26 protein-coding genes and 1 pseudogene are annotated in these 25,368 nt (G+C 66.9%); 17 read left to right on the forward strand and 10 right to left on the reverse strand.

Translation table 11 applies throughout. The annotated features are described in order from the left end of the window. Positions 1–12: 12 nt before the first annotated feature. Positions 13–1,398 (reverse strand): ABC transporter substrate-binding protein, encoded by a 1,386-nt coding sequence (locus ACAM54_RS18020; protein WP_145746116.1) that lies wholly within the window; start codon positions 1,396–1,398, stop codon positions 13–15. A 101-nt stretch (positions 1,399–1,499) separates the two neighbouring features. Next, the gene (locus tag ACAM54_RS18025) at positions 1,500–2,243 is read right to left on the reverse strand and encodes a FadR/GntR family transcriptional regulator (RefSeq protein WP_369648453.1); all 744 of its coding nucleotides are present in this window, start codon (positions 2,241–2,243) and stop codon (positions 1,500–1,502) included. A 151-nt stretch (positions 2,244–2,394) separates the two neighbouring features. Between ACAM54_RS18025 and ACAM54_RS18030 the strand changes: the two genes are divergently transcribed. The 5 genes and pseudogenes from ACAM54_RS18030 to ACAM54_RS18050 all read left to right on the forward strand — a co-directional run bounded on the left by ACAM54_RS18030 (position 2,395) and on the right by ACAM54_RS18050 (position 6,935). Beyond that, positions 2,395–4,131 (forward strand): IlvD/Edd family dehydratase, encoded by a 1,737-nt coding sequence (locus tag ACAM54_RS18030; RefSeq protein ID WP_369648454.1) that lies wholly within the window; start codon positions 2,395–2,397, stop codon positions 4,129–4,131. Between the two features lies 1 nt (position 4,132). After that, positions 4,133–5,041 carry a 2-dehydro-3-deoxygalactonokinase gene (locus ACAM54_RS18035; RefSeq protein ID WP_145746113.1) on the forward strand — a complete coding sequence of 303 codons (909 nt, stop codon included), beginning with the start codon at positions 4,133–4,135 and terminating at the stop codon, positions 5,039–5,041. Next, a complete protein-coding gene (locus ACAM54_RS18040) occupies positions 5,038–5,679 on the forward strand; it encodes a 2-dehydro-3-deoxy-6-phosphogalactonate aldolase (RefSeq protein WP_369648455.1) in 642 nt (213 codons plus the stop codon). Before ACAM54_RS18035 ends, ACAM54_RS18040 begins: the two co-directional genes overlap by 4 nt. Positions 5,680–5,709: 30 nt before the next feature. Next, positions 5,710–6,450: pseudogene (locus ACAM54_RS18045) on the forward strand (aldolase); the annotation flags it as partial. A 158-nt stretch (positions 6,451–6,608) separates the two neighbouring features. Further along, on the forward strand, positions 6,609–6,935 hold the full coding sequence (locus ACAM54_RS18050; protein WP_369648457.1) for a hypothetical protein: 327 nt from the start codon (positions 6,609–6,611) through the stop codon (positions 6,933–6,935). A gap of 25 nt (positions 6,936–6,960) precedes the next feature. Here ACAM54_RS18050 and ACAM54_RS18055 read toward each other — a convergent pair whose 3' ends face one another. Genes ACAM54_RS18055 through ACAM54_RS18065 form a run of 3 tightly spaced genes read right to left on the reverse strand, consistent with a single transcriptional unit; the run spans position 6,961 to position 10,089 of the window. Beyond that, on the reverse strand, positions 6,961–8,367 hold the full coding sequence (locus ACAM54_RS18055) for an MATE family efflux transporter (RefSeq protein WP_369648458.1): 1,407 nt from the start codon (positions 8,365–8,367) through the stop codon (positions 6,961–6,963). Beyond that, positions 8,364–9,599: an MFS transporter gene (locus tag ACAM54_RS18060; protein ID WP_369648459.1), complete on the reverse strand. Its 1,236-nt coding sequence runs from the start codon at positions 9,597–9,599 to the stop codon at positions 8,364–8,366. The genes ACAM54_RS18055 and ACAM54_RS18060 overlap by 4 nt, the downstream gene beginning before the upstream one ends. Further along, complete coding sequence (locus ACAM54_RS18065; protein ID WP_369648460.1) at positions 9,592–10,089, reverse strand: MarR family winged helix-turn-helix transcriptional regulator; 498 nt, start codon at positions 10,087–10,089, stop codon at positions 9,592–9,594. The genes ACAM54_RS18060 and ACAM54_RS18065 overlap by 8 nt, the downstream gene beginning before the upstream one ends. A gap of 53 nt (positions 10,090–10,142) precedes the next feature. On the opposite strand from ACAM54_RS18065, the gene ACAM54_RS18070 reads away from it, so the two are divergent. From ACAM54_RS18070 to ACAM54_RS18080, 3 genes are read left to right on the forward strand one after another with little or no spacing between them, the layout of a single operon-like run. Then, a complete protein-coding gene (locus ACAM54_RS18070) occupies positions 10,143–10,691 on the forward strand; it encodes a PaaI family thioesterase (protein WP_369648461.1) in 549 nt (182 codons plus the stop codon). 17 nt (positions 10,692–10,708) lie between these two features. After that, positions 10,709–11,404 carry a nitroreductase gene (locus ACAM54_RS18075; protein WP_369648462.1) on the forward strand — a complete coding sequence of 232 codons (696 nt, stop codon included), beginning with the start codon at positions 10,709–10,711 and terminating at the stop codon, positions 11,402–11,404. A 39-nt stretch (positions 11,405–11,443) separates the two neighbouring features. Continuing rightward, on the forward strand, positions 11,444–12,013 hold the full coding sequence (locus ACAM54_RS18080; protein WP_369648463.1) for a hypothetical protein: 570 nt from the start codon (positions 11,444–11,446) through the stop codon (positions 12,011–12,013). Positions 12,014–12,027: 14 nt separating this feature from the next. Here ACAM54_RS18080 and ACAM54_RS18085 read toward each other — a convergent pair whose 3' ends face one another. Further along, a complete protein-coding gene (locus tag ACAM54_RS18085; RefSeq protein ID WP_369651881.1) occupies positions 12,028–12,399 on the reverse strand; it encodes a hypothetical protein in 372 nt (123 codons plus the stop codon). A 315-nt stretch (positions 12,400–12,714) separates the two neighbouring features. Between ACAM54_RS18085 and ACAM54_RS18090 the strand changes: the two genes are divergently transcribed. The 7 genes from ACAM54_RS18090 (at position 12,715) to ACAM54_RS18120 (ending at position 20,025) form a co-directional block, all read left to right on the forward strand. Beyond that, complete coding sequence (locus tag ACAM54_RS18090; protein WP_369648465.1) at positions 12,715–13,776, forward strand: Fe(3+) ABC transporter substrate-binding protein; 1,062 nt, start codon at positions 12,715–12,717, stop codon at positions 13,774–13,776. Positions 13,777–13,876: 100 nt separating this feature from the next. Then, positions 13,877–15,478 carry an ABC transporter permease gene (locus ACAM54_RS18095; RefSeq protein ID WP_369650998.1) on the forward strand — a complete coding sequence of 534 codons (1,602 nt, stop codon included), beginning with the start codon at positions 13,877–13,879 and terminating at the stop codon, positions 15,476–15,478. Next, positions 15,475–16,158: an ABC transporter ATP-binding protein gene (locus ACAM54_RS18100; RefSeq protein ID WP_369648466.1), complete on the forward strand. Its 684-nt coding sequence runs from the start codon at positions 15,475–15,477 to the stop codon at positions 16,156–16,158. The genes ACAM54_RS18095 and ACAM54_RS18100 overlap by 4 nt, the downstream gene beginning before the upstream one ends. A gap of 102 nt (positions 16,159–16,260) precedes the next feature. Next, positions 16,261–16,941 carry a glutathione S-transferase family protein gene (locus ACAM54_RS18105; RefSeq protein ID WP_369648467.1) on the forward strand — a complete coding sequence of 227 codons (681 nt, stop codon included), beginning with the start codon at positions 16,261–16,263 and terminating at the stop codon, positions 16,939–16,941. A 148-nt stretch (positions 16,942–17,089) separates the two neighbouring features. After that, positions 17,090–17,530 carry a lactoylglutathione lyase gene (gene gloA / locus ACAM54_RS18110; RefSeq protein WP_145746098.1) on the forward strand — a complete coding sequence of 147 codons (441 nt, stop codon included), beginning with the start codon at positions 17,090–17,092 and terminating at the stop codon, positions 17,528–17,530. Between the two features lie 279 nt (positions 17,531–17,809). Further along, a complete protein-coding gene (locus ACAM54_RS18115; protein ID WP_145746097.1) occupies positions 17,810–18,967 on the forward strand; it encodes a hypothetical protein in 1,158 nt (385 codons plus the stop codon). Further along, a complete protein-coding gene (locus tag ACAM54_RS18120; RefSeq protein WP_369648468.1) occupies positions 18,964–20,025 on the forward strand; it encodes an acyltransferase family protein in 1,062 nt (353 codons plus the stop codon). The genes ACAM54_RS18115 and ACAM54_RS18120 overlap by 4 nt, the downstream gene beginning before the upstream one ends. Positions 20,026–20,053: 28 nt before the next feature. On the opposite strand, the gene ACAM54_RS18125 is transcribed toward ACAM54_RS18120, so the two are convergent. The 4 genes from ACAM54_RS18125 to ACAM54_RS18140 all read right to left on the reverse strand — a co-directional run bounded on the left by ACAM54_RS18125 (position 20,054) and on the right by ACAM54_RS18140 (position 23,989). Next, positions 20,054–20,782, reverse strand: coding sequence for a haloacid dehalogenase type II (locus ACAM54_RS18125; protein WP_145746095.1), 729 nt, complete (start codon positions 20,780–20,782; stop codon positions 20,054–20,056). Positions 20,783–20,789: 7 nt separating this feature from the next. After that, on the reverse strand, positions 20,790–21,425 hold the full coding sequence (gene eda / locus ACAM54_RS18130; protein WP_145746094.1) for a bifunctional 4-hydroxy-2-oxoglutarate aldolase/2-dehydro-3-deoxy-phosphogluconate aldolase: 636 nt from the start codon (positions 21,423–21,425) through the stop codon (positions 20,790–20,792). Positions 21,426–21,441: 16 nt separating this feature from the next. Further along, on the reverse strand, positions 21,442–23,268 hold the full coding sequence (gene edd / locus ACAM54_RS18135; protein ID WP_369648469.1) for a phosphogluconate dehydratase: 1,827 nt from the start codon (positions 23,266–23,268) through the stop codon (positions 21,442–21,444). A 169-nt stretch (positions 23,269–23,437) separates the two neighbouring features. Beyond that, positions 23,438–23,989, reverse strand: a complete 552-nt coding sequence (locus tag ACAM54_RS18140) for an OmpA family protein (RefSeq protein ID WP_369648470.1) — start codon at positions 23,987–23,989, stop codon at positions 23,438–23,440. Positions 23,990–24,115: 126 nt separating this feature from the next. On the opposite strand from ACAM54_RS18140, the gene ACAM54_RS18145 reads away from it, so the two are divergent. Next, a complete protein-coding gene (locus tag ACAM54_RS18145) occupies positions 24,116–24,826 on the forward strand; it encodes a gamma-glutamylcyclotransferase (RefSeq protein WP_369648471.1) in 711 nt (236 codons plus the stop codon). Further along, positions 24,823–25,365: a superoxide dismutase family protein gene (locus tag ACAM54_RS18150; RefSeq protein WP_209536034.1), complete on the forward strand. Its 543-nt coding sequence runs from the start codon at positions 24,823–24,825 to the stop codon at positions 25,363–25,365. Before ACAM54_RS18145 ends, ACAM54_RS18150 begins: the two co-directional genes overlap by 4 nt. Positions 25,366–25,368: the final 3 nt, after the last annotated feature.

A 25,368-nucleotide genomic window follows, 5' to 3' on the forward strand; every position in this document is an offset into this window, starting at 1 on the left:
CGTGCGCGCGGCTTACTGCGCCGCCACCGTCTTGATGCGCGCGATCATCTCGTCCACGGCCTTGTCCACCGGCACCTTGTCGGTGACGACGCGGCTCATGGCCTTGGCCCAGACGTTCTCGTTGTTGAGCACGGTGAACTTGTAGTTCTTGGTGAACTCGAAGGTCACGGTGCCGGCGGCGTACTGGTTGTAGACCGACAGGCGGTGCGGATCGGCCTTCCAGAAATCGCGCTGCTGCGCGGCCTTGGTCACCGGGAACCAGCGGCCCAGCGAGCCTTCGACGTACGGCGTCAGGTTCTCTTCCTGCATCAGGAAGGAGACGAACTCCTTGGCGCGCGCCTTGTTCTTCGCGTCCTTGAACACCACGCCGGTCTTCACGGCCGTGCGGTACACCATCTTGCTACCGTCAGGCTTGCTCGGGAAACCCGCCGTGCGGATGCGCTCGGTGTAGTTCTTGCGCGCTTCCTCGCGCTGCTCGGGCGTGAGCGAGGCATTGTCCGAATCGTCGAGCCACTTGGCGGCGATGGAGATGGTCGCGTTGTGCGTCATCAGGGTCGTCTTGTTGTGGAACGCGACGTTGTTGTCCGGGTCCTTCCAGCTCGTCGACGACGGCGGCGTGCAGCCCTTGGTGTAGGGCGTGGTGTAGTCGGTCAGCGCGCCGATCAGGCCGGTGCGCACCTTCGGGTCGTCGACCAGCAGCTTGCCGTTGTCGTCCACCAGCTTGACGTTGTAGGCGTCCATGAAGGTCAGGAACGAATAGAACGAGTCGCTCGAATCCACGCCCATCGGCATGCCGATGCCGAAGGTGCGCTTGCCGCTTGCCTTGCGGCTGGCAGTTTGAGCCTTCTCGCACCAGAACGACCAGTACTCCTTCCAGGTGGTCGGGATATCCGACTCCTTGAAGCCCGCCTCGGCCAGCATGTCGCGCCAGTACTCGATGTGCATCGTCTGCTGCTTGATCGGGAAGGCGTAGTAGGCCTTGCTCTTGGTCTGGTCGTTGTAGAGGTAGGTGGTCTCGATCGTGTTGGGCGCGAAGCGGTCCTTGATGGGCGTGAGCACGCTGCCGAGGTCTTCGAGCTTGCCGTCGAAGGCCCACTTGCCGGTGACCTGGAAGTCGTACACGTCGGCATAGGCCACGTCGGGCGGGCTGCCCGAATCGAGCGCGGACACGGTCTTGGGGATCATGTCCTGGATCGGGTACTGCGACAGCTCGATCTTCACGTTCTTGTTCTTCTCCTCGAACTTCTTGATGGCGGCGAACAGCGCATCGTCCTCCGCCTTGTAGAAGCCCTTCACCCACCAGACGGTGAGCTTTTCCTGCGCGGCGGCGGGACCTGCCGACGCCAACAACCCCAGCGCGAACAACGTCGGCGCTATCAGCGACTTGACGACTTTCATGGTGTCTCCTTCTTCTTCGGTGGAAATGCTCGAACACGAGCGTGGGTGAAAAAAATCTGTTGCAACCTGCGCGGGCTCGCACCTGGTCCCGGGCTGCCCGGCTAGTGGGCCTTCAGCCGCGGCGGCGGACGGCCGAGCCGCGGCAGCCGGCGTCGCGAGCCGAGCACGTCTTCGATGTCCTGCCGCGCGCCGTCGATGAGGCGGATGACCGCCTGCTCGGCCTTGGCCGGATCGTGCGCAATCACCGCATCGAGCACCGCGCGATGCAGCGGCAGCGAAAGCGCGGGACCGTCGGGCTTGCTGGTCGATATCTCGAAGCTGGTGCGAAGCAGCGCGTTGAGTGCCTTGCTCATCTGCGCCAGCATGCGGTTGCGCGCCGCGCTCAGGAGGCCGGTGTGAAAGCGCAGGTCGAAGGTGACGTAGTCGCCGCCGTTCTCCACGGCTTCCTTCATGCCGGCGTAGGCGCGCTCTATTTCCTCGATGTCCTGCGGGCTGGCCCGTTCGGCCGCAAGCCGCACGGCCGCCGGCTCGACCACGCGCCGCAGGTCCTGCAGGTCGCGCAGGAACTCGGGCGTGAGCCCGGCACGCGACTGCCAGGTGATGACATCGGGGTCGAACCAGTTCCACTTGTCCTGCGGCAGCACCCGCGTGCCCACCTTGGGACCCGTCACGATCAGGCCCTTGGCCGCCAGCGACTTGATGGCCTCGCGCACCACGGTGCGGCTCACGCCGAGCTCCTCGCCCAGAATGGGTTCGGCCGGGATCGACGCACCGATCGCATAGCGGCCGGCCACGACAGCTTCGCCGAGCAGTTCGAGCGTGCGACCGTGGATGTTCTTGATCATGTGCGTGATGTGAAATTTGCTATGCCGACGCTCGAAAACACTAAGGGTCCGGCATGTTGTTCGCACTTATCATATGATGATTGAAATGGCCGATCGGCAGGACAAACCCTGAGGTTTGGGGCCGTAAGCGGTCGTAAACGGAGACAAACCGATGAGCAATTCCCCCAAGAAAAAACCCGAAGACCTGCGCAGCCAGCAATGGTTCGGCCGCCATGACCGCGATGGCTTCATCTACCGCAGCTGGGTCAAGGGCAAGGGTGTGCCGCACGACCAGTTCGACGGGCGTCCGGTCATCGGCATCTGCAACACCTTCAGCGAGCTCACGCCCTGCAACTCGCACTTCCGCACGCTCGCCGAGCAGGTGAAGATCGGCGTGTATGAAGCGGGCGGCTTCCCGCTCGAATTCCCGGTGATGTCGCTCGGCGAAACGCTGCTGCGCCCCACCGCCATGCTGTACCGCAACCTCGCGAGCATGGACGTGGAAGAAAGCATCCGCGGCAATCCGCTCGACGGGGTGGTGCTGCTCATGGGCTGCGACAAGACCACGCCCGCGCTCATGATGGGCGCGGCCAGCGTCGACCTGCCGACCATCGGCGTCTCGGGCGGCCCGATGCTTTCGGGCAAGTGGCGCGGCCAGGAGCTGGGCTCGGGCACCGGCGTGTGGCAGATGAGCGAGCAGGTGCGCGCCGGCACGCTCAAACTGCAGGACTTTTTTGAAGCCGAGAGCTGCATGCACCGCAGCCACGGCCACTGCATGACCATGGGCACTGCGAGCACCATGGCCTGCATGGTCGAGTCGCTGGGCATCGGCCTGCCCGGCAATGCCGCCTACCCTGCGGTGGATGGCCGGCGCAACGTGCTGGCGCGAATGGCCGGCCGGCGCATCGTCGACATGGTCCACGAAGACCTCCACATGTCGAAGATCCTCACGCGACAGGCGATCGAGAACGCCATCAAGGTCAATGCGGCCATCGGCGGCTCCACCAACCTCGTCATTCACCTGCTGGCCATCGCAGGGCGCATCGGCGTGGATCTCTCGCTCGACGACTTCGACCGGCTGGCCTCCGAGCTGCCCTGCCTGGTCGACCTGCAGCCCTCGGGCCGCTTCCTGATGGAAGACTTCTGCTACGCGGGCGGGCTGCCGGTGGTCATCAAGGAGATCGCGCAGTACCTGCACAAGGACGCCATCACGGCCAACGGCCAGACGCTGTGGGACAACGTGAAGGACGCCGAGAACTACAACCCGCAGGTGATCCGCCCGCTGGCCGAACCCTTCAAGGACAAGGCCGGCATCTGCGTGCTGCGCGGCAACCTCGCCCCCAACGGCGCCATCATCAAGCCCAGTGCCGCCACGCCCGAACTGCTGGTGCACAAGGGCCGGGCAGTGGTGTTCGAAAACGCCGACGACCTGCACAGGCGCATCGACGACGAGAACCTCGACATCGACGAGCACTGCGTCATGGTGCTGAAGAACTGCGGCCCGCGCGGCTATCCGGGCATGGCCGAGTCGGGCAACATGCCGCTGCCGCCGAAGGTGCTGCGCAAGGGCATCACCGACATGGTCCGCATCAGCGATGCGCGCATGAGCGGCACGGCCTACGGCACGGTGGTGCTGCACACGGCGCCCGAGGCGGCCGCGGGCGGGCCGCTCGCGCTGGTGCAGGACGGCGACATCGTCGAGCTCGACGTGCCCAACCGCAAGCTGCATCTGCATGTGAGCGACGAAGAGCTCGCAAGGCGGCTCGAGAAGTGGATCGCGCCCAAGGCGCCGCTCGACTCGGGCTACTGGAAGCTGTACGTCGACACGGTGCTGCAGGCCGACCAGGGAGCCGACCTGGCCTTCCTGCGCGGTCGCCGCGGGGCCTTCGTGCCGCGCGACAATCACTGACATGACAAGACTGGTCGCCATCGACTGGGGCACGAGCTCACTGCGCGGCGCACTGCTCGATGCCGGCGGCAAGGTGCTCGAAGAGCGCAGCGATGCGCGCGGCATCCTCAAGGTGCCGGAAGGCGGGTTCCCCGCGGTTTTCGAAGCGCTGTTCGGCGACTGGATGCGCCTCGAAGGTGCGCGCTGCCTGATCTCCGGCATGGCCGGCAGCAAGCAGGGCTGGGTCGAGGCACCGTATTGCGCCTGCCCCGCGGGCCGCGTCGAGGTGGGCCGCAGCATCATCGACATCGACGTGCGGCCGGGCTCGCGCATCTCCATCGTGCCGGGCCTCAACGACGAGCATGACGGCGTTCCCGATGTCATGCGCGGCGAGGAAGTGCAGATCTTCGGCGCCATGGCGTTGATGGACGTCGACGAGGGCGTCTTCGTGCTGCCGGGCACGCACAACAAGTGGGCCACGGTCAAGAAGGGCCGCGTCACGGGCTTTCGCACCTTCATGACCGGCGAGTTCTACGCGCTGCTGAGCCAGCATTCGATTCTTGCGCGCACGCTCGATGCCGATGCGCCGCTCGACGAAGCCGCTTTCGTGCAGGGCGTCGCGCGTGCCGACAACGGCCAGGGCCTGCTGCACAACGCCTTCGGTGCGCGCACGCTGGCGCTGTTCGAGCGCATGCCCACGCAGGAACTCGCCAGCTACCTCTCGGGCCTCCTGATTGGCGAAGAACTGCGCACGCAGTCGCTGCATGCCTTCGGCGAGGTGGTGCTGATCGGTTCCCCCGCGCTGACGCAGCGCTACACGCTCGCGCTGAGCGCCACCGGCATCGCCACGCGCAGGCTCGGCGCCGAAGCCACCTGGGCCGGGCTGCATGCGCTGTCCGGCTTTCTCGACGCAGACAGAAATCCGCCATGACCACACCGCAACAAAAATTCGAAGCCGCGATGCGCGCGCTGCCGCTGGTTGCCATCCTGCGCGGGCTTACACCTGCCGAGGCTGGCGACGTGGGCGATGCCATCGTCGAATCGGGCTTCCGGCTGCTCGAGGTGCCGCTCAATTCGCCCAAGCCCTACGCCAGCATCACGCTGATGCGCACGCGCTTTCCGCAGGCCCTGGTGGGCGCCGGCACGGTGCTCGACGTGCAGCAGGTGCGCTATGTGCATGCGGCCGGCGGCGAGCTGGTCGTTTCGCCCAACTGCAATGCGGAGGTGATCGCCGAAGCCGTGCGGCTCGGCATGGTCTGCCTGCCCGGCGTGATGACGCCGACCGAAGCCTTCGGCGCGCTGGCCGCGGGCGCGACCGGACTCAAGCTGTTCCCGGCCGAACTCGCATCGCCCGCGGTGGTGAAAGCCCTGCTCGCGGTGCTGCCCCAAGGCACGCCAGTGATGCCCGTGGGCGGTATCACGCCCACCAACATGGCCGAATGGCGTTCGGCCGGCGCGGCCGGCTTCGGCATCGGCTCCGCGCTCTACAAGCCGGGCAAGCAGGCTTCGGCCGTGCGCGCCGATGCCGAGCGGTTCGTTGCCGCCTTCACGGACGCAGCCCACGCCTGAAAACCTTCTTTCCACGTTCACGAGGGAGCGTCGATGTCCGCCGATTCTGATTACGCCAGTCCCGCCGTGCGCAAGCTGCGCGAAGACCTTGCACTCGCGCTGCGCGCAGCCGCCCACCACGGATTGTCCGAAGGGGTCTGCAACCATTTCAGCGTGCTGTTGCCGGGCGCGCAGGACCGCTACCTGATCAATCCGCGCGGCCTGCACTGGAGCGAGATCGGCGCCGACGACATCGTGCTGATCGACGTGCACGGCGAAGTGCTCGCCGGGCGCCACAGGGTGGAGCCGACCGCCCTGTTCATCCATGGCGCGGTGCACCGCCTCACGGGCCATGCGGTCGTGCTGCACTGCCACATGCCCTACGCCACGGCGCTCACGCTCACGGCCGAGCGCGCGCTCGATCCCACGCTGAGCCAGAACGCGATGCGCTACATGAACCGCATCGCGGTCGATGCGGTCTACAACGGCCTCGCGCTCGACGATGCCGAGGGCGAGCGCATCGCGCGCGCCATGGCGAGCAAGGACATTGCCTTTCTCGCGAACCATGGCGTGATCGTGGCGGGCGCCTGCATTGCGCATGCCTACGACGATCTCTACTACCTCGAACGCGCGAGCCTGCACCAGGTGATTGCGCAATCGACCGGACGCCCGCTGGTTCCCGTCGAGGCCGGGCTGGCCGCGCGCGTTGCGGCGCAGATCCAGGGCGAACGCGAGCAGTCCGACCTGTTCTTCGAGGCACTCCGGCGGATGCTGCCTCCGCCACGCGGCTGACGTCCGTTCGGCTGGTTGCGGACCGTGGAGGGGGCGTCCAGGATGGCGGCATGGCCGCGCAGCGGCTTACAGCTCTTCATCCGATTTCGCTCCAGCCTTACACAGCGTTCACATGAAGCCTCCACGATAGGGCTTCCAACCACTCCATGGGAGTTGCCATGAAAAAGCTCACTTACGCCATCGGCGCCGCGGCCCTGCTGTCGCTGGCTGCACTCACCGCCCCGGCACAGGCCCAGACCGGCGGCCGCTTCATCCAGGCCCAGGTGTATGTGGTGCCCGCACCGCCGCCTCCGCCGCGCCACCACTACTACGCGCCGCCGCCCCCGCGGCATCACTACTACGGCCCCGGCTACTACCACGGGCGCGACCGCTACGAACATCGGCATCGCCACTGGGAAGAGCGCCGCTATGGCCGCAGGGACTACGACGGCGACGGCGTGCCGAACCGCTACGACCGCCGGCCCGAGAATCCCTACCGCTACTGATCCGACGGTGCCGGCCTGAAGCGGTTCACGCCTGCGCCACGCGCCGCAGCAGGCCGCGGGTCGTGCGCGGCCAGCCCACGCGGCCGAACCAGGCACCGCCGGCAATCGCCGAGGCAATGACGATGCCATACACCACCAGCGCCGCGCCCTGCGCCGCAAAAACGCCGGCCAGTCCGCCGCCCCAGCGCAGGGCCAGCCAGCCGCCCGCGCCGGCCACCGCGAGCCGCGCGATGTTGCCGAGCACCGGCCACAGCAGGCGCCCTGCCCCCTGCGAGGCGAAGTACAGCACCAGGCCGACGCCGAAGAAGCCATAGAACGGTCCCACCACGCGCAGGTAGTGCGCGCCGGTTTCGAGCATGGCGGGGTCGCTGCCGAACAGCAGCAGCCAGGGGCGCGGGAACAGCGCCGCGGCGAGGCCGATGGTTTCGGTGAGCGCAAAGGCCAGCGCCGCGCCGGCCCAGGTGGCGCGAAGCGCGCGTTCCCGCTGCCCCGCGCCCATGCAGGTGCCCACCATCGCGACCAGCGGCGCGCCAAGGCCGAACACCAGCGGCACCAGCAGGTACTCGAGCCGCGAGGCGGTGCCGTAGCCTGCCAGCGCGCCCGAACCGAAGTGCCCCGTCAAGGCCGTGGCAATGCCGATCGAGAGGTTGGTCGCCACCGTCGACACCGCACCCACCAGCCCGATGCGCAGGATGTCGCGGAACAGGGGCCAGCGCAGCTTCAGTGCGGAGAGCGTGGGGCGCAGCAGGCTGCGCGGCGAGCGCAGGTAGACGATGAGCGCGATGGAACCCAGCAGGTAGTACAGCAGCAACGCCATCGCGCCGCCCGCGATGCCCATGCCCGGCAGCGGTCCCCAGCCGAAGATCAGGAGCGGCGACGCCGGAATGAGGAACACCACGCCCGCCACCGTCACGTTCGCCGGCACCGCCATGTTGCCGGTGCCGCGGATGATGGCCGAGAGGGAATTGAAGAGCCACACCAGCATCGCGCCAGCGAACACCCAGTTCGAGTACGTCAGGGCCGCGTCGAGCGCCGCGCCGGTGCCGCCCATGATGGCGTAGAGCCATCGCCCGCCGGCCAGCAGCACAAGCGAAAAGCACAGGCCGAAGCCGATCGCGATGACCGCCGCATGCCACACCAGCGCATCGGCGTCGCCGCGGCGGCGCGCGCCCAGCGCACGGGCGATCGACGAGGCAATGCCGCCGCCCATGGCGCCGGCCGAGGTCATCTGCATCAGCATGACAATGGGGAACACCAGCGCCATGCCGGCCAGCGCATCGGTGCCCAGCTTGCCGACGAAGTAGGTTTCGATGAGCCCGACGGATGCCTGCGCCACCATCACGAGCACGTTGGGCGCAGCCAGGCGCAGCAGGGTCGGCACGATCGGCGCCTCGAGCAGCATGCGCGTGCGCGGATCGAGTCCTCCGCTCATGCCGCCACCAGCTTCGCACGCGCCAGCCGCGCTTCGCGGATCGGCAGGTGCACCAGCGCGGCGCCCGCGGCGAGCGCGATGTCGATGTACCAGACGATGTCGTAGTTGCCCGTGGCCTGGAAGACGTAGCCGCCCAGGTACGCGCCCAGGAAGCCGCCGACCTGGTGCGCCAGCATCACGATGCCGAACAGCATCGCCATGTTGGCCGGGCCGAACATCTTGGCGACCAGGCCGGCGGTCGGCGGCACGGTCGACAGGAAGGTCACGCCCATCACGGCGGCGAACACCAGCATCACCACGGTCGTCTTCGGCGCCAGCAGGAATACCAGCACGGCGATGCCGCGCGTGGCATAGACCAGCGACAGCAGCGACTTCATGCGCCAGCGCCCCACGGCCCAGCCCATGGCCAGGCTGCCGACGATGTTGAAGAGCCCGATCATCGCGAGTGCCCAGCCGCCGACCTCGGCCGGCAGCCCGCAGGCCGCGACGACGCCGGGCAGGTGCGTGGCGAGGAAGGCGACGTGGAAGCCGCAGACCAGGAAGCCCAGGCTCAGGTAGCGGTAGCTGGGCGTCGCGAGCGCCTGGCCGATGGCCTGGCGCGCACTCAGCGGCTTCGTGCCCGATGCGGCCGCCGAGGCCGCGGCCATTGCGTTCGAGTTGCCCTTGAGCACCCATGCCGCCGGCAGCGCCAGCAGCACCAGCACGCCGAGCCACTGCATGGCACCGGCCCAGCCCACGGCGGCCGTCAGGCCGACGGCGATCGGCGCCATCGCGAACTGTCCGAAGGAGCCGCCGGCGTTGACCAAGCCGGTGGCCAGGCCGCGTTTCTCGGCCGGCACCAGGCGCGTGGTCGCGGCCATCAGCACCGAAGGGCCGGCCATGCCGGCGCCACCGGCGGCCAGCACGCCGATCGCGAAGATCAGGCCGGCGGTGCTCGTCATCAGCGGCGTGATCAGCGTGCCGATGGCGACCAGCAGCACACCGAGGAACACCACGCGCCCGGTGCCGATGCGGTCGGCCACGGCGCCCGCGAACGGCTGCGTGAGGCCCCACCAGAGCTGCCCGAATGCGAACGCCAGGCTGATGCTGCCGATGCCGAGCGCGGTCGAGGTGTTGAGCGCCGAGAGGAACAGGCCCATCGTCTGGCGCACCCCCATCGTGAGTGCGAAGGCGCCCGCGGCCGCCAGCAGCACGAGCCAGAGCGCGTGGCGCCGCAAAGGGGTTTCATTCATCGCCGGCTCCCGTTGCGTCTTCCGGTTGTCCATCGCCCAGCCCGGCGCGCTGCAGCAGCTCCAGGCTCTCGTCGAGCAGCGCATGCAGCGCCAGCACGCGCTCGGTGCCGAGGATGTCGTTGAGCGCCAGCTGCGCGCCGTGCCACAGGCGCTGTGCCTCGGCTCGCTTGTCGCGGCCTGCGTCGGTGATCGCCAGCATGCGGCTGCGGGCATCGGGCCCCTCCGTCTGCACCAGGAAGCCGGCAGCCAGCAGCGGCCTGAGATTGCGCGTGAGCGTGGAGGCGTCGACGTTCATCTCGCGCGCCAGGTCGACCGGCCGCAGCGGCCCGAGATGCAGCACGTGCGAGAGCAGCGAATACTGCGTGGTCTTGAGCCCGCTGGGCGCGACATGCGTGTCGTAGAGGCGCGAGGCCAGCCTGGAGAGCCGGCGCAGGCGGAAATTGGTACATCCTTGGGGCCTCAGCTGAGGAGGCTTCAGAGCAGCGTTCATGCCGTTCATTGTAGCTACAATAATTGTATATGCAACTATCAAGGAGTTTTTTCATGGCCGAGCCGCACGCCACCCTCAACGCCTGGATCGCCCAGGAGGCCGAGATCGTCCAGCGCCTGGACGCGGGGCCGGGACCTGGCCTGGCACGCCCGGAGCTGGTCGCCGGCAAGACCGGGCTCGAAATGATGGAAGCGATGCTGCGCGCCGAAATCCCCTACGCCGCCATCGCCAAGACCCTCGACTTCGCCCTGCTGGAAGTCAGCCCGGGCCGGGCCGTGTTCCAGGGCACGCCGCTTGCGCAACACCTGAATCCGCTCGGCACCATCCATGGCGGCTGGATTGCGACCTTGCTCGACTCGGCGCTGGGCTGCTCGGTCCACACCATGATGCCGGCGGGGCGCGCCTACACCACCGCCGAATTGAGCGTGAACTATGTGAAGGGCCTCACGCCCAAGGTGCAGCGGGTGCGCGCCGAGGGCAAGGTGATCCATTGCGGCCGGCAGCTCGCCACCGCCGAAGCGCGGCTCGTGGGGCCCGACGGCACGCTGTATGCGCACGCCACCACCACCTGCCTGGTGTTCGAGACCCCCTTGCCACGCTGATCGATCGGCCGCAGTCCATGCCCTCCTCCATCCCTCGCGACCCCTCGCCCGCGCCAGCCTTCGAGACCCTCCTCGCCGAGCGCTACAGCTGCCGCGGCTACCTTGCCGAACCCGTCGCGCGCGAGACGATCGATGCGATCCTTCAGTTGGCACAGCGCACCGCTTCATGGTGCAACTCGCAGCCCTGGCAGGTGATCATGGCCAGTGCCGCGGCCACCGAACGGCTGCGCCGGGCCTTCGATTCGGACGAAGCCGCGGCCGATGCCGCATTCGACATTGCACCGCCGGCGGAATACCGCGGCGTGTACCGCGAGCGCCGCCGCGAATGCGGCTTCCAGCTGTATGAAAGTGTGGGCGTGGCCCGCGGCGACCGCGAGGCCTCGCAGCGGCAGGCGCAGGAGAACTTCAGGTTCTTCGGCGCACCGCACGTGGCCCTCGTCACCACCGAGGCGCTGCTCGGCACCTATGGCGCGCTCGACTGCGGCGCCTATGTCAACAACTTCATGCTGGCGGCACGCAGCCTGGGCGTGGCCAGCATCGCCCAGGCGGCCGTGGCCTCGCGTTCGAAGTTCCTGCATCGCTGGTTCGACATCCCGGACGATCGCCAGGTGGTCTGCGGCATTGCCTTCGGCTACGAGGATCCATCGCACCCGGCCAACCGGTTCCGCACGTCGCGCGCGCCGCTGGCACAGGTTTGCCGCTGGGTGGATTAGTACTCGGGAGAATGCAACCGCCTCTAATATCCAGCCATCATGGGACTGTTGCTTCCTGCCAGCGCCAAAGAACTGAAGAATTCTTCTTGGGCCGTCGTGCTGTTTTTTCTGCTGCCGATGGGCTTGCTGGTTGTGTATTTGCCCAGCGTGTTTTTCTCCTCCGGGGCCAAGCTGTGGTGCCTTGCAAGCGCATTTGTCGCCAGCCTGCCATTTACGACCTTCATGGCCTATCGATCTCGGCGACTCATCGGGCTTGGCATACATCCTCACTTTCGCCGCGGCTCGCCGATGCCGATGAGCAAATACTTTGCTGTCTGGATCAGCAGTTTGCTGGCGCTCTACAGCTGGAGCCTGGTCGTGTTTGCCCTTGTTTCCATTGCCGGTCGAGGCGGGCATCAAGTTCGAACCTATGAGGTGGCAGACCTCAACGAATGCAAAGGCAAATGTTTCTGCACCTACCGGGTTCAGCTCCGCGACTTTCCTGAAACCGGACGCTTGGGCCTTTGCATATCCAAGGAGCTTTGGTCCTCATTGCGTCCATCCGAGCAAGTGCGCGTTGCTGGCCGTTATTCTCCGCACGTCGTTCATGTCGAGAGCGTGCAGCGCTGATCAAGGAATGCTTGTCAGGGAAGACGCATCGATGGAATGCTGCACTCGCCCGCTTCCTGCGTGATGAGCAGGCTTGGGCGAAGCCGGAACCAGATCGTGTCTCGGTCAGAGACGGCAATCTCCAATGTCTCTCGATCAGCATCCCTGTGATATCGGACGTCTTTTATCGAAACGCTTCTGACGCCATATAGCTCGGAGCCGTCGTGGGCAACCGACAGGGATAGATCCTTGTAGGCCGGGGCAATGCGGAAAGAGACGGTGTACCCGCCCACCTCGATCAGGTAGGAGAAGTCGTTGTATGGCCAAGGCATGTCTCGATCGGCCCGCGTGGGCTCGACTCCGAAGAAGCTCAACAACTCCAGTTCTTCGACTGTCACGCAGTTCATTGCGAGTACCTAACGAATTGGTTTGGGTTGTGTGTAAGACGGCCGGTCAGCAGCAGGTTTCGAACTGCTGGTGGATGCTGCAGCCAATCATCAGGACTGCGGACAAAGCGATAACGGCCAGATTCTCGACGCGGTCGATGTCGATGAAAAAGTTGTGGAAGTCATCCTCCGGTCCCCCGTGCCGCGGCGCGCTTCTTTCCTGGATGTAAGTGCAAGGACGTAAAAAGCAGCCTCAAACGCAGTGATAATGATTCGCATCGTCACCTTGACGGTGGCGATGCCCCAAAACACGTCTCTGCACCTGGAGGATCCTTCATGACCGACCGCCCCGGCGTCCAAGGCCGCGCCGCCCGCGCACTGATCGGCACCGCCGCCGCCTGGCTGGCTGCCACCGCCCTGCCCGCGCACGCCGCCAACGACGAACTCACGCTCTACACCACGCGCGAAGCCGCGCTGATCCAGCCCCTGATCTCGGCCTTCAGCGCGCAGAGCAAGATCAAGGTGAACACGGTGTTCGTGAAGGACGGCCTGCTCGAACGGGTCAAGGCCGAAGGCGCGCGCTCGCCGGCCGACGTGCTGATGACGGTGGACATCGGAAACCTGATGGACCTGGTCGACGGCGGCGTGACGCAGCCGGTGAAATCGGCCGCGCTCGAATCGGCCGTGCCCGCCAACCTGCGCGGCGCCGACGGCCAGTGGTTCGCGCTCTCGCTGCGCGCGCGCGTGCTCTACGCCGACAGGAACCAGCCGATCACCAGCTTCCGCTATGAAGACCTGGCCAACCCGAAGTGGAAGGGCAAGGTCTGCATCCGCGCGGGCCAGCACCCCTACAACACGGCGCTGATCGCAGCAATGATCGCGCACGACGGCGAGGCCAAGACCGAGCAATGGCTGCGTGGCGTCAAGGCCAACCTGGCCCGCAAGGCCACGGGCGGCGACCGCGACGTGGCGCGCGACATCCTGGGCGGCATCTGCGACATCGGCCTGGCCAACTCCTACTACGTCGGTCAGATGAAGAGCGCCAAGGAAGGCAGCGACGCGCGCAAGTGGGGCGACGCCATCAAGGTGGTCCGCCCGACCTTTGCCGGCGCCAAGGGCGGCGGCACGCACGTCAACATCAGCGGCGCGGCCGTGGCCAAGAATGCCCCGCAGCGCGCCAACGCGGTCAAGCTGCTCGAGTTCCTGGTATCGGAGCCGGCACAGGCGCTCTACGCGCAGGCCAACTACGAGTACCCGGTGCGCAAGGGCGTGGCGCTCGATCCGATCATCGGAGAGACCATCGGCGAACTGAAGGCCGACCCGCTGCCGGTGGCCGAGATTGCCAAATACCGCAAGCAGGCCAGTGCGCTGGTCGACAAGGTCGGTTTCGATCAGTGATGAACCTGGCAGGGCACGCCTTGCCGGTGGCCGGATGTTGATCGCGAGGCGCCAGCCGCCAGTCCTGCAAGCGGCGGGCCCGTTCTGGCGCTTCGCCTCGATGGCCATCGCGCTCGGCGTGCTCGCGCCGGTGCTCATGCTCGCATGGCTCGCCTTCGGCTCGGGCGTCGCGCACTGGGGGCCGCTGTTCGCGCACGTGCTGCCGCAGGCCGCGCTCAACACGGCCCTGCTGCTCATGGGCGTGGGTGCGCTGGTGCTGCTGATCGGCACCGGCTGCGCATGGCTCGTGACGGCCTGCGACTTTCCGGGACGCCGCGTGCTGAACTGGGCGCTGCTGCTGCCGCTCGCAATGCCGACCTATATCGTTGCCTTTGCCTACCTGGACCTGCTGCATCCGATCGGCCCGGTGCAGGGTGCGATCCGCTGGGCCCTGGGCTTCGACAGCCCGCGCCAGTTCCGCCTGCCTGACCTGCGCTCGATGCCGGGCGCGATCTTCGTGCTCGGCTTCGTGCTCTATCCCTACGTCTACATGACCGCGCGCGCCATGTTCATGACGCAGCCCGCGCACCTGATGGAAGCGGCGCGCACGCTGGGCGAAAGCCGGCGCGGCGCCTTCTTTCGCGTGGCGCTGCCGCTGGCGCGGCCGGCGCTCGCAGTGGGGCTGAGCCTGGCGCTGCTCGAAACGCTCAACGACATCGGCGCCTCCGAATTCCTGGGCGTGAACACGCTCACGGTGGCGGTCTACACCACCTGGATCACGCGCTCCGACCTGGCCGGTGCGGCGCAGATCGCCTGCGCCATGCTGTTCGTGGTGGTCGCACTGGTCTGGCTCGAACGCAACGGGCGCCGGCACCAGCGCTTCGGCTCGGCGCAGCGCATGCGCGCCATGCAGCCGCGGCGCCTGCACGGCGGCACCGCCTGGCTCGCCACCGCCACCGCGTCATTGCCGGTGCTGGTCGGCTTCGTGGCGCCGGCCCTCTACCTGGTCTGGGAAAGCGCCAAGCGGCTGCGCCAGGGCGGCGGCGTGTCGCAAGGCCTGCTGGCAAGTCTGGGCAACACGATCACGCTGGCCGCCGGCGTCACCGTGGCGGCCGTGGCCGCGGGGCTGGTGGTGGCGTGGGCCACGCGCAGCCAGGGATCGCGCCCGAACCGCGCACGGTGGCAGGCGCGCGCGGCCACGCTCGGCTACGCATTGCCCGGCACGGTGCTCGCCATCGGCCTGCTCACGCCTGCGCTCGCCTTCGATGCCGCGCTGGCCGGCATGCTCGGCCTGCAGGGCCTGCCGCTCATGGGCGCAGGCATCGTGCTGGTGGCGGCCTGCGCGATCCGCTTCCTCGCCATGCCGGTCGGCGGCATCGAGGCCGGTCTCGCCCGCATTCCGCCCGCCATCGAGCAGGCCTCGCGGCTGCTGGGCGAAACCAGCGGCGGCACCCTCAGGCGCGTGCACCTGCCGCTGCTGCAGCCCGCCATTGCCACGGGCGCGCTGCTGGTCTTCGTCGATGCCATGAAGGAACTGCCGGCCACGCTGCTGCTGCGGCCGGCCAATTTCGACACACTGGCCACCTGGCTCTATGCCGAGGCCGCCCGCGGCACCTACGAAGAAGGCGCGATCGCGGCGCTCGCCATCGTGGCGGCCGGCCTGCTGCCGGTGGTGCTGCTGGCGCGCAACCAGCTGGGCACGCCAGCTGCAAAGACACAATGAGTTCCCCCCTTTCCATCGAATCGATCCAGCTCGCCTACGAAACGCCGCGCGGCCTGCATGCCGTGGTCAGCGACTTCTCGCTTTCGCTGCGCGCCGGCGAGATCGCCTGCCTGTTCGGCCCCTCGGGCTGCGGCAAGACCACGGTGCTGCGGGCGATCGCGGGCTTCGAGCCGCTGCGCGCCGGCACCATCCGGCTCGGCGACGTGCTGCTTTCCTCCACCCGGGTGCACCTGCCACCCGAACAGCGGCGCGTGGGCATGATGTTCCAGGAGTACGCGCTCTTTCCCCACCTGTCCGCCAGCCGGAACGTGGCCTTCGGCCTGCGCCGCTCGAGCCGTGCGCAGCAGCAGGCGCGCGTGGCCGAGATGCTGGCGCTGGTGGGCCTGGCCGATGCCGGCGAGCGCTTTCCGCACGAACTCTCGGGCGGCCAGCAGCAGCGCATTGCGCTCGCCCGCGCACTGGCGCCTTCGCCCGAACTGCTGCTGCTCGACGAGCCGTTCTCGAACCTCGATGGCGGCACGCGCGAGCGCCTCACGGCCGAGGTGCGCGGCATCCTCCGGCGCGCCGGGCAGACCGCGATCCTGGTCACCCACAACGAAGCCGAGGCCCATGCCATGGCCGACCGGATCGGCGTGATGCACGGCGGCCGCATCACGCATTGGCTGGACACCCTCAAATAGCACAAGGCGCCCGTTCAGCGAATGGGCTTTTCGGGAAAAGGTTGTTCGGGGCCGCAAGAATTGCCGCGGTTCCACTTTCAACTTTCCGGAGAGCCCAACGTCATGTCCAGCAAGCCCCTCACGCTCGTCAGCCACCTGCTGTGCCCCTATGTGCAGCGCGCCGCCATCGCACTGGCCGAAAAGAACGTGCCCTTCGAGCGCGTGGTGATCGACCTGGCGAACAAGCCGGACTGGTTCGTTGCCATCTCGCCGCTGGGCAAGGTGCCGCTGCTGCGGCTTCAGCGCCCTGACGGCAGCGAGGCGGTGCTGTTCGAGAGCAACGTGATCTGCGAGTACCTCGAAGAGACCCAGCCCGGCCCGCGCCTGCATCCCGAAGATCCGCTCACCCGCGCCGAGCATCGCGCGTGGATGGAGTTCGGCTCGGCCATCCTGGGCGACCTGTGGGGCTACGAAACCACGCGCGACGCCGAAGTGTTCGAGCAGAAGCGCCTGGCCCTGGCCGCCAAGTTCGAGCGCGTCGAGGCTGCGCTGGGTGCCGGCCCCTACTTTGCAGGCGGAAACTTCAGCCTGGTCGATGCGGTGTTCGCGCCGATCTTTCGCTACTTCGAGGTCTTCGACGAAATCAGCAATTCGCACATCTTCGATGCCCTGCCCAAGGTGAATGCCTGGCGCAAGGCGCTGGCGGCGCGGCCGAGCGTGCGCAGCGCGGTGGTGCCGGAGTATCCGCAGCACCTGCGCGAATTCCTGCGCAAGCACGAGGCGCACTTGCTCGCGCTCGCCTAGGGCCGCGCTTGCAAGGCGCACGCCTTGCGGCGCACGGGCGCCTTGCAGCCAGCCCCTTGGCCGGGCAACGCGATCCCCAGAAATAGCGTTAACAGGCCCTAGCCCCGACAATGGAATTCTTCCCCCGCAACAACAGAGATCCCACGAGATGCGACTCCTCCACACCATGCTGCGCGTCGGCAACCTCCAGCGTTCGATCGACTTCTACACCCAGGTGCTTGGCATGAGCCTGCTGCGCACTTCGGAAAATCCCGAGTACAAATACAGCCTCGCCTTCGTCGGCTACGGCGGCGGCAACCCGGGGCAGGCCGAGATCGAGCTCACCTACAACTGGGGCACCGAAAGCTACGAACTCGGCACCGCCTACGGCCACATCGCGCTGGGCGTGCCCGACGCCTACGCGGCCTGCGAAAAGATCAAGGCCGCCGGCGGCAACGTCACGCGCGAAGCCGGCCCCGTGAAGGGCGGCACCACGGTGATCGCCTTCGTGACCGATCCCGACGGCTACAAGATCGAGCTGATACAAGACAAGGCAAAGGCTTCCGGCGACGGCGGCCCCGGCGGCTCGGACGCCCTGCGCGCGTCCTAGCCGGGCCACAGCGGCGCCCGCGCTCCGGCGCCGCCATCAGCGCTTCGCGGCCGCTGAATTAAGGATACAAATGATCACCTTTTAAAGGCGATCGGCATATTCTTTGCTGGTATTTTCAAGGGGTAGTGCTGATGCAGGACGCATCACATTCTGATACCCGGAATCGCGATCAAAGAGCTTCACAGTTCAGCAAGATCGTCCATTCGGACGCGACGCCGAATGCTCCTTACTCCTTGAACTATCTTCTACATGAGCGCTTCCTTCCAAGCGGAATGAAAATTGACGATTCTGAGCATACGCGGCAAGCCAATTGATCCGGCCATATCGCTGATCATCTTTTTCTTTTCCGCCCTGATCGTCGGTGTCATTCCATTTCTCTACCACGATACGGCGGCCCAGAATTTTCCGGATGAAGAAACGCTATTGAGTTTCTTCGGCGCCGATTTGTGCCAGCTCACTTCCACCACGATCGAGGAAAGAAACTCCTACGCCTGCAGCGCATTCCTGCTGGAATCGGCCGGGCTCAGCGCCAAGACGGCGCCCATTGCCGGCGCTTTTCTGAGCGTCACGCTGACTGTCATACCGATACTCCAATTCAGCCGAATTCCCCTTGGCGTATTTTTTGTCTCGCTTGGATGGGGATTCATCAGGGCCATTTTTCTTTCGGTGCTTTCGAAGGACATGCTGTCGGCCTGCGTGGTTCTGCTCTCGGTCATGGCGGCGCAGCACAGCGGGTTCGGGCTGACGTGGTTCCTGTCGTCGACGATCTACGGTTGGGTGGTCAGAAAGTACTGGCTCCTGGTCAGCGCCGTGTGGCTCGGGCTGCGGTTGATCAGAAAGCAGCTCACCGTATTCAGGCTCCTGGTCATCATCGTCGTCGTCTATATCGCGCTCGCGCTGACCTTCCAGATCGCACTTGGCGCCACGCTCGACTTTGCCCGCGCAACGGTCAATGAGAACCGGGAAGTGGGCGCCGAAGGATCGCGAACGGTCATCGAGGCAGTCATCGCCTCCGACAACGCCCTGCTGCAGGCGCTCAATGCCACGATCACCTTCTTCCGGCTGGCATTTCCGCTCGAGCTTCTGCGCTTCGGCTCGGTCAGCCAATTGGCGTTCATCTCGATCATGCCTTTCACGTTCATATGGATGGTGAAGGTTGTCGTCGAGGGCGCGAAGTCGGGCAATAGGAACCTGGTCCAGGCCGGCAAGGTGGCCCTTGCGCCTTTGTCCTTCCTCATCATCGAAGGGGTGTTCGAGCCCGACTTCGGCTCGTTTGCGCGCCATTTCGCCATCGTGAGCCCGCTCGTCTTTTCGGCCATGGCGCTGGCGCAGAAAACCGAGCTGGCCGAAAAGAGGCTCCTGCGGCGCAGGCAGGCCGCCGCCATTTCGAACAACCCGCTCTTTGTCCGTCCCACCCGTCAGGATCGAATTTCGTGAAATCCCAATCCATTGCGGTGGACCAGCCACAGTACGTCGAATCCATTCAGGCAGGCAGAGGCATTGCCGCGCTGCTGGTCGTGGTCCATCACGCGGCGCAGAAAGCACATGCACTTTCCGGCGGAGCCATTCCGCTGTTCGATTTCGGAATCATCGGAGTCGATATCTTCTTCATGATCAGCGGCTTCATCATCTACTTTGTCACGGCCAACAAGACCATGACCCACGTGGAATTCATGGAGAAACGGATCATCCGGGTGTTTCCCCTTTATTGGGGGCTGTCCTTGCTGGCCCTGCTGGTCTTCATCCTTGCGCCGAAGCTGATCAACAGCAATGCCCAGGAGCCCACCGACATTGCCGCGTCGTTCTTCCTGTGGCCCACGTCCGCCCCGTACCTGGTCAATAACGGATGGACGCTCACCTATGAAATCATTTTCTACGGCTTGTGGGCGCTGGTCGCGCTGCCGACCGCAAGGCCGAAGAACGCCTATCTCGCGTGCCTGGTATTGGCCGCTGCGTCGTTCATTGGATTGCTTTCCGGCCTCGACTACAAGATCATGAATTTTTCATTGTTCCTGGAGTTCGCCTTCGGCGTGGCCATTGGCGTGGCGTTCAAGAAGGGGCTGATCCGGCAGAGCATGCCGGTGTCGATCGTCTTGATGGCCGCCGGAGCATTTCTTGCGCATCTGGCAATTTCGGAAGGCCTTGGCAGCAGCGAACTCCGGGGATTTGCGCTGGCAATTCCCTCCGCAATGATTTTCTTCGGGTTGATATCGCTCGGATCGTTCTGGGCCAGGCTGCGCGTGATCCTGGCCATCGGGGACAGCTCCTACTCGCTGTACCTGTTTCACCCGTTCATCCTGGTGGCCATCCCCCTCGCGGTCAAACTGCTCGGCTTCACCTCGGTGCCTCAGATCCTTGTCATTTCCGTTGCGGTCTGTATCGCGTCGATCTGGGCTTCGCACATGGTCTACAGGTTCGTGGAATTCCCGCTCACGCAGATGATGCGGGGAATGATCAAGTCCGCGAAATCCTTCAGCGCAGCCAGGGCCAGGTGACGGCGCCGCCCGCGCAGATGCCGATGGTTCAGCAGCCCAGCAGGTCGGCCAGCTGCCTGATGTCGCGCGCGTGCAGGTTGTTGTCCGGGTTCGGCGAAACGTCCTTCGGCTGGGCGCGGCCGAATTCATGGGGCCGCTCGATGTAGGCGGTCTTGAGGCCGCAGGTGCGCGCTGCCGCCAGGTCGTCGTGGTGCGCCGCCGCGAGCATGACCTGCCCCGGCGTCGCGTCGAACACGCCCGCCACGCCAAGGTAGGTGCGCGGGTCGGGCTTGTAGGCCTTGAACACTTCGGCCGACAGCACGCAGTCCCAGGGCAGGCCTGCGCGCTTGGCCATTTCGGTCAGCAGGCCGATGTTGCCGTTGGAGAGCGTGCAGATGGTGAATTTCTTCTTGAGGCGCGTGAGCCCCTCCACCGCATCGGGCCACGCAGGCAGGCGGTGCCAGGCGCGGCTCAGGTCGCGCTTGGCGGCGGTATCGAGCCGGTCGGCCAGGCTGAAGTCGTGCAGCACCTGTTCGAGCATGCTCAGGTGCAGCTCGTCGAGCAGCGTGAAGCCGCCCTCGCCCGCCGCGATGCGCTCCATCACGGATCTCATGGCGGGCTGGTAGCCCGCACGCCAGGCGAGCGCAAAGGCAGCGCCATCGACGCCCGGCAATGCGCGCTCGGCCTCGGCGGCGATGCCGCTGTGCCAATCGACCACGGTGCCGAAAACGTCGAAGGCAATGACCTTCAGGTCACTGGCGTCGAAATCCGCACGCATGGCCGGATCAGCGTGCGAGTTGGCTCGCCGCGCGTGCGAGCTGTTCGATGCGCGCCCAGTCGCCGCTGCGGATGGCATCGGCCGGCACGATCCACGAGCCGCCCACGCAGGCCACGTTCGAGAGCGCCAGGAACTCGGCCGCGTTGTCCGCATGGATGCCGCCGGTCGGGCAGAAGGTCACGTCGCCGAACGGGCCCTGCCACGCCTTCAGCATGGGAATGCCGCCCGCCTGCAGCGCGGGAAAGAACTTGAGTTCGGTGTAGCCGTCTTCCTGCGCCGTCATGATCTCGCTGCCGGTGGCCACGCCGGGCAAAAGCGGCAGGCCGAGATCGTGGCAGGCCTTGCCGACCGCGCGCGTATAGCCCGGGCTCACGCCGAACTTCGCGCCGGCCAGCGCCGAGGCCTGCGCATCGGCCGCGCTGCGGATGGTGCCCGCGCCGGCCACGGCCTCGGGCACGTCCCTGGCGATGGCCTCGATGCATTCGAGCGCCTGCGGCGTGCGCAAGGTGACCTCGAGCATGCGGATGCCGCCGGCCACCAGCGCGCGCGCCAGCGGAATGGCATGTTTCACGTCGTGCAGCACGATCACCGGAATGACCGGTGCATCGCGCATGACCTCGAGTGCGGTGAGTTTGTCTGTCATTTCATTGCTCCAATGTTCACAGCCACGAGCATGCGCCCTCTTCCGCCGTCAGCGCATTGCGGCGCATGCCCGCGAACAGCTCGCGGCCCAGGCCATGGCCGTCGGCGATGCGCTTGGCCTCGGGCAGCTTGGCGATCTCGCGTTCGGCCCATTCGTCGTCGGGCACCAGCACCGCCAGTGTGCCCGCCACGGCATCCAGGCGCACGACGTCGCCGTCGCGCACCTTGGCGAGCGGGCCGCCCGCGGCGGCTTCCGGAGAAACATGGATGGCCGCCGGAACCTTGCCCGAGGCGCCGCTCATGCGGCCGTCGGTGACCAGCGCCACGCGAAAGCCCTTGCCCTGCAGCACCGACAGCGGCGGCGTGAGCTTGTGCAGCTCGGGCATGCCGTTGGCCTGCGGCCCCTGCCAGCGCACCACGCAGACCACGTCGCGCTCGAGCTCGCCGGCGGTGAAGGCCTGGTGCAGCGCGGCCTGCGAATCGAAGACGCGCGCCGGCGCCTCGATCACGTGGCGGTCGTCGGGCACCGAGGACACCTTGATCACGCTGCGCCCCAGGTTGCCGTTGAGCAGCTTGAGGCCGCCGGTGGCGCTGAAGGGATTCTCCACGGGCCGCGCGACGGCTTCATCCCTGGAAGGCGCGGCAGAGGTCCAGACCAGGCGCTTGTCGTCCGCCAGGGACGGGATGTTCGCGAACTCGCGGATGCCGCCGGCACGCACCGTGAGCACGTCGGCGTGCATCAGGCCGGCATCGAGCAGCTCGCCGATCACGAAGCCCGGGCCGCCTGCGGCCTGGAAGGCGTTCACGTCGGCGCTGCCGTTGGGATAGACGCGCGTCAGCAGCGGGATCACGTCGGAGAGCCGGGAGAAGTCGTCCCAGTCGATCACGATGCCGGCCGAGCGCGCCACGGCCACCCAGTGGATCAGGTGGTTGGTGGAGCCGCCGGTGGCCAGCAGCGCCACCATGGCGTTGACGATGCAGCGCTCATCGACCATTTCCCCGATCGGAGGGCAACTGAATTTCGCCTCGCCCGCGCGGCCGAGCACCGTGCGGACGGCCTCGCGCGTGAGCGTCTCGCGCATGGCGTCGCCGGGCTGGATGAAGGCGGTGCCCGGCACGTGCAGGCCCATGGCCTCGAGCAGCATCTGGTTGCTGTTGGCCGTGCCGTAGAAGGTGCAGGTGCCCATGGTGTGGTAGGCCGCCATCTCTGCGTCGAGCAGGCCCTGCCGGCCGACCAAGCCTTGCGCCGCCTGCTCGCGCACCTTCGATTTCTCGCCGTTCGACAGGCCCGAGGGCATGGGGCCGGCGGGCACGAACACGGTGGGCAGGTGCCCGAAATGCAGCGCGCCGATCAAAAGGCCCGGCACGATCTTGTCGCACACGCCCAGCAGCAGCGCGCCGTCGAACATGTCGTGCGTGAGCGCGATCGCGGTGCCCATGGCGATCACGTCGCGGCTGAACAGGCTCAGCTCCATGCCGGGCGTGCCCTGGGTCACGCCGTCGCACATGGCGGGCACGCCGCCGGCCACCTGCGCGGTGGCGCCGAGGCTGCGCGCCTCCTGCTTGATGATGTCGGGGTAGCCCTGGTACGGCGCATGGGCCGAAAGCATGTCGTTGTAGGCAGTGACGATGCCGATGTTGGGCGCCCGCTCCGTCACCACCTTGAACTTGTCGTTGGCCGGAATGCCGGCCACGGCGTGCGCGACGTTGGCGCAGCCCATGCGGTCGGAGCCCCTGTCGCGGTTGCGGATTTCCGCGAGCCGCTGGAGGTAAGCGCTGCGCGGCCCCCGGCTGCGCTCGCGAATGCGATCGGTAACGTCAAGGACGGTGGGATGTGTGCTCATGGGGATGGTTTCGGTCGTGCTGCCGGCATCTGGCCACTGTCGCTTTTGCGACCTTCGACGTGGAAGTCAATGGTACCAAGACCCTGCGACCGAGGCCGATGGAAATCCGCACTCCGGCAATACGGATTGGCGGGCCCCCACGGCCCTTTCCTGCCGCCCCGCTGCTGGCTCAGTCGACCAGCTTGACTTCCACGCGCCGCGCCTGGGCGTCGTTGCCCGAGCCGGCGGTGATGGCAGGTCGCTGCAGGTCGACCTTGTCGGCCGGCACCCCCAGGCCCACCAGCACGTCACGGACTGTTTCGGCGCGTTTCTTCGCGAGCTGCTCGTTGATGGCCGCGTCGCCCGTGGTGTCATGGAAGCCCGAGACCACGGCCTTGCGCCCGCCTTCCACGCCCTTGATGACGGCGGCCAGCGCCTCGGCCGCGCCGGGCGCCAGGTCGGCGCTGCCGCTGGCGAAGTAGAAGTTCACCACGCCGTCGGCCACGCGGATGCTGGCTCCGTCGGGAATGACGACCGTCACCGTCTCGGTCACTTCAGCCACCGTGGTGGTGGTCGCCGGCCTTGCAGACACCGCGGCCACCGCGACGGCGGGCATGCCGCCCGTTGCCGGCCCATGGCTCTTGTGCCAGAGCACGATGCCCAGCACGAAGAAAATCACCAGCGCAATCAATGCCAGGAGAAATCCGAGGATGAAGTTTTGCTGGCTGTCGTCGTCGCTCATGAGGGGTCGTACTCCGTAAGAAGAAAGGGGCCGGTAAATAATGGTGCGGTGAACCATGATCGCGAAATTGTAGGCGGCGCCCCCTCGGGCCCCGCACCCGATCCCGGACCGCCGGGCCTGGACCCCATGCCCAGGCCGCTGCGCGACCCGCAGCCGATGCTCGAACAGGCCATTGCCGACTGGGGCGGGCGCGACGACTTGTGGCTCTTCGGCTATGGGTCGCTGATCTGGCGGCCCGACTTCGATTTCGTGGAGCGCCGGCCGGCCTGGGTGCACGGCTGGCATCGCGCGCTCAAGATGTGGAGCCGCATCAACCGCGGCAGCGTCCAGACGCCCGGCCTCGTCTTCGGCCTGCTGTCGGGCGGCAGTTGCCGCGGCATGGTGTTCCGCGTGCCGTCGGCCCACGGGCTCGACACGCTGCGCAGGCTCTGGCTGCGCGAAATGCCCACCGGCGTGTACGACCCCCGGTGGCTCAAGTGCAACACGCCCGAAGGCCCGGTGCGCGCCCTGGCCTTCACGCTGTCCAGGCGCAGCCCCAACTTCACCGGCGAGCTCAGCGACGAGCGCTACCGCCACATCTTCACGCATGCCGTCGGCCGCTACGGCAGCTCGCTCGACTATGCGCGCCAGACCTTGCTGGAGCTGCGCCGCCACTCGATCCACGATGCGGCGCTGGCGCGGCTGGTCGCCCTCGCGCAGGAGCGGCAGGCGCAGGCCGGGGCGGCGGCCGATTGCGGGATGCCGCAGCCTCCGGTATATGTTCCAGGGTCTCCGGACAAATCTCCTTCTTCCCCCCTTCCCCAACAATCCTCCGGACCGTCCAAGGAAAAACCATGAACCATCGTCTTTTCGTCGCCACCGGCACCGCCCTTCTCGCCAGCGCCCTGCTTTCGGCCTGCGGCAGCATGATGGGCGGCAAGCCGAGCGCGGCCGCCGAACTGATGCCCACGGCCGCGATCTCGCCCAACCCCACGCGGGGCACGGTGATCTTCACCGCGCTGGACCATGGCGTGCGCGTGGCCGGCGAGGTGCGCGGCCTGGCGCCGGGCAGCGAGCACGGTTTCCACATCCACGAAAAGGGCGACTGCGGCGACAACGGCAACGCCTCGGGCGGCCACTTCAATCCCACGGGCGGCACACACGGCAAGTTCAGCGCGCCGGGCAGCCATGCCGGCGAAATGCCGAGCCTGGTGGCCGACGGCAGCGGCGTGGCGCGCTTCAGCGTCGACGTTCACACGATCTCGCTGACCGAAGGCGCCGCCAACAACGTGGTGGGCCGCGCGCTCGTGGTGCACCGCGACCGCGACGATTTCACCACCCAGCCGGCCGGCAACTCCGGCCCGCGCACCGCCTGCGCAGTGATCGCGCGGCGCTGAGCG

This window comes from Variovorax sp. V93 (assembly GCF_041154485.1).
In the GTDB taxonomy this organism is placed as follows: Bacteria; Pseudomonadota; Gammaproteobacteria; order Burkholderiales; family Burkholderiaceae_C; genus Variovorax; species Variovorax beijingensis_A.

Excerpts from the sequence above, each read along its gene's own strand:
- ACAM54_RS18140 (WP_369648470.1), bottom strand. The coding sequence starts at position 23,989 with ATGAGCGACGACGACAGCCAGCAAAACTTCATCCTCGGATTTCTCCTG.
- ACAM54_RS18025 (WP_369648453.1), bottom strand. The coding sequence starts at position 2,243 with ATGATCAAGAACATCCACGGTCGCACGCTCGAACTGCTCGGCGAAGCT.
- ACAM54_RS18035 (WP_145746113.1), top strand. The coding sequence starts at position 4,133 with ATGACAAGACTGGTCGCCATCGACTGGGGCACGAGCTCACTGCGCGGC.
- edd (WP_369648469.1), bottom strand. The coding sequence starts at position 23,268 with ATGAGCACACATCCCACCGTCCTTGACGTTACCGATCGCATTCGCGAG.
- ACAM54_RS18060 (WP_369648459.1), bottom strand. The coding sequence starts at position 9,599 with ATGAATGAAACCCCTTTGCGGCGCCACGCGCTCTGGCTCGTGCTGCTG.
- gloA (WP_145746098.1), top strand. The coding sequence starts at position 17,090 with ATGCGACTCCTCCACACCATGCTGCGCGTCGGCAACCTCCAGCGTTCG.
- ACAM54_RS18095 (WP_369650998.1), top strand. The coding sequence starts at position 13,877 with ATGGCCATCGCGCTCGGCGTGCTCGCGCCGGTGCTCATGCTCGCATGG.
- ACAM54_RS18125 (WP_145746095.1), bottom strand. The coding sequence starts at position 20,782 with ATGCGTGCGGATTTCGACGCCAGTGACCTGAAGGTCATTGCCTTCGAC.
- ACAM54_RS18090 (WP_369648465.1), top strand. The coding sequence starts at position 12,715 with ATGACCGACCGCCCCGGCGTCCAAGGCCGCGCCGCCCGCGCACTGATC.
- ACAM54_RS18030 (WP_369648454.1), top strand. The coding sequence starts at position 2,395 with ATGAGCAATTCCCCCAAGAAAAAACCCGAAGACCTGCGCAGCCAGCAA.
- ACAM54_RS18040 (WP_369648455.1), top strand. The coding sequence starts at position 5,038 with ATGACCACACCGCAACAAAAATTCGAAGCCGCGATGCGCGCGCTGCCG.
- ACAM54_RS18085 (WP_369651881.1), bottom strand. The coding sequence starts at position 12,399 with ATGAACTGCGTGACAGTCGAAGAACTGGAGTTGTTGAGCTTCTTCGGA.
- ACAM54_RS18050 (WP_369648457.1), top strand. The coding sequence starts at position 6,609 with ATGAAAAAGCTCACTTACGCCATCGGCGCCGCGGCCCTGCTGTCGCTG.
- ACAM54_RS18020 (WP_145746116.1), bottom strand. The coding sequence starts at position 1,398 with ATGAAAGTCGTCAAGTCGCTGATAGCGCCGACGTTGTTCGCGCTGGGG.
- ACAM54_RS18105 (WP_369648467.1), top strand. The coding sequence starts at position 16,261 with ATGTCCAGCAAGCCCCTCACGCTCGTCAGCCACCTGCTGTGCCCCTAT.
- ACAM54_RS18070 (WP_369648461.1), top strand. The coding sequence starts at position 10,143 with ATGGCCGAGCCGCACGCCACCCTCAACGCCTGGATCGCCCAGGAGGCC.
- ACAM54_RS18080 (WP_369648463.1), top strand. The coding sequence starts at position 11,444 with ATGGGACTGTTGCTTCCTGCCAGCGCCAAAGAACTGAAGAATTCTTCT.
- ACAM54_RS18075 (WP_369648462.1), top strand. The coding sequence starts at position 10,709 with ATGCCCTCCTCCATCCCTCGCGACCCCTCGCCCGCGCCAGCCTTCGAG.
- ACAM54_RS18100 (WP_369648466.1), top strand. The coding sequence starts at position 15,475 with ATGAGTTCCCCCCTTTCCATCGAATCGATCCAGCTCGCCTACGAAACG.
- ACAM54_RS18055 (WP_369648458.1), bottom strand. The coding sequence starts at position 8,367 with ATGAGCGGAGGACTCGATCCGCGCACGCGCATGCTGCTCGAGGCGCCG.
- ACAM54_RS18150 (WP_209536034.1), top strand. The coding sequence starts at position 24,823 with ATGAACCATCGTCTTTTCGTCGCCACCGGCACCGCCCTTCTCGCCAGC.
- ACAM54_RS18145 (WP_369648471.1), top strand. The coding sequence starts at position 24,116 with ATGCCCAGGCCGCTGCGCGACCCGCAGCCGATGCTCGAACAGGCCATT.
- ACAM54_RS18065 (WP_369648460.1), bottom strand. The coding sequence starts at position 10,089 with ATGAACGCTGCTCTGAAGCCTCCTCAGCTGAGGCCCCAAGGATGTACC.
- eda (WP_145746094.1), bottom strand. The coding sequence starts at position 21,425 with ATGACAGACAAACTCACCGCACTCGAGGTCATGCGCGATGCACCGGTC.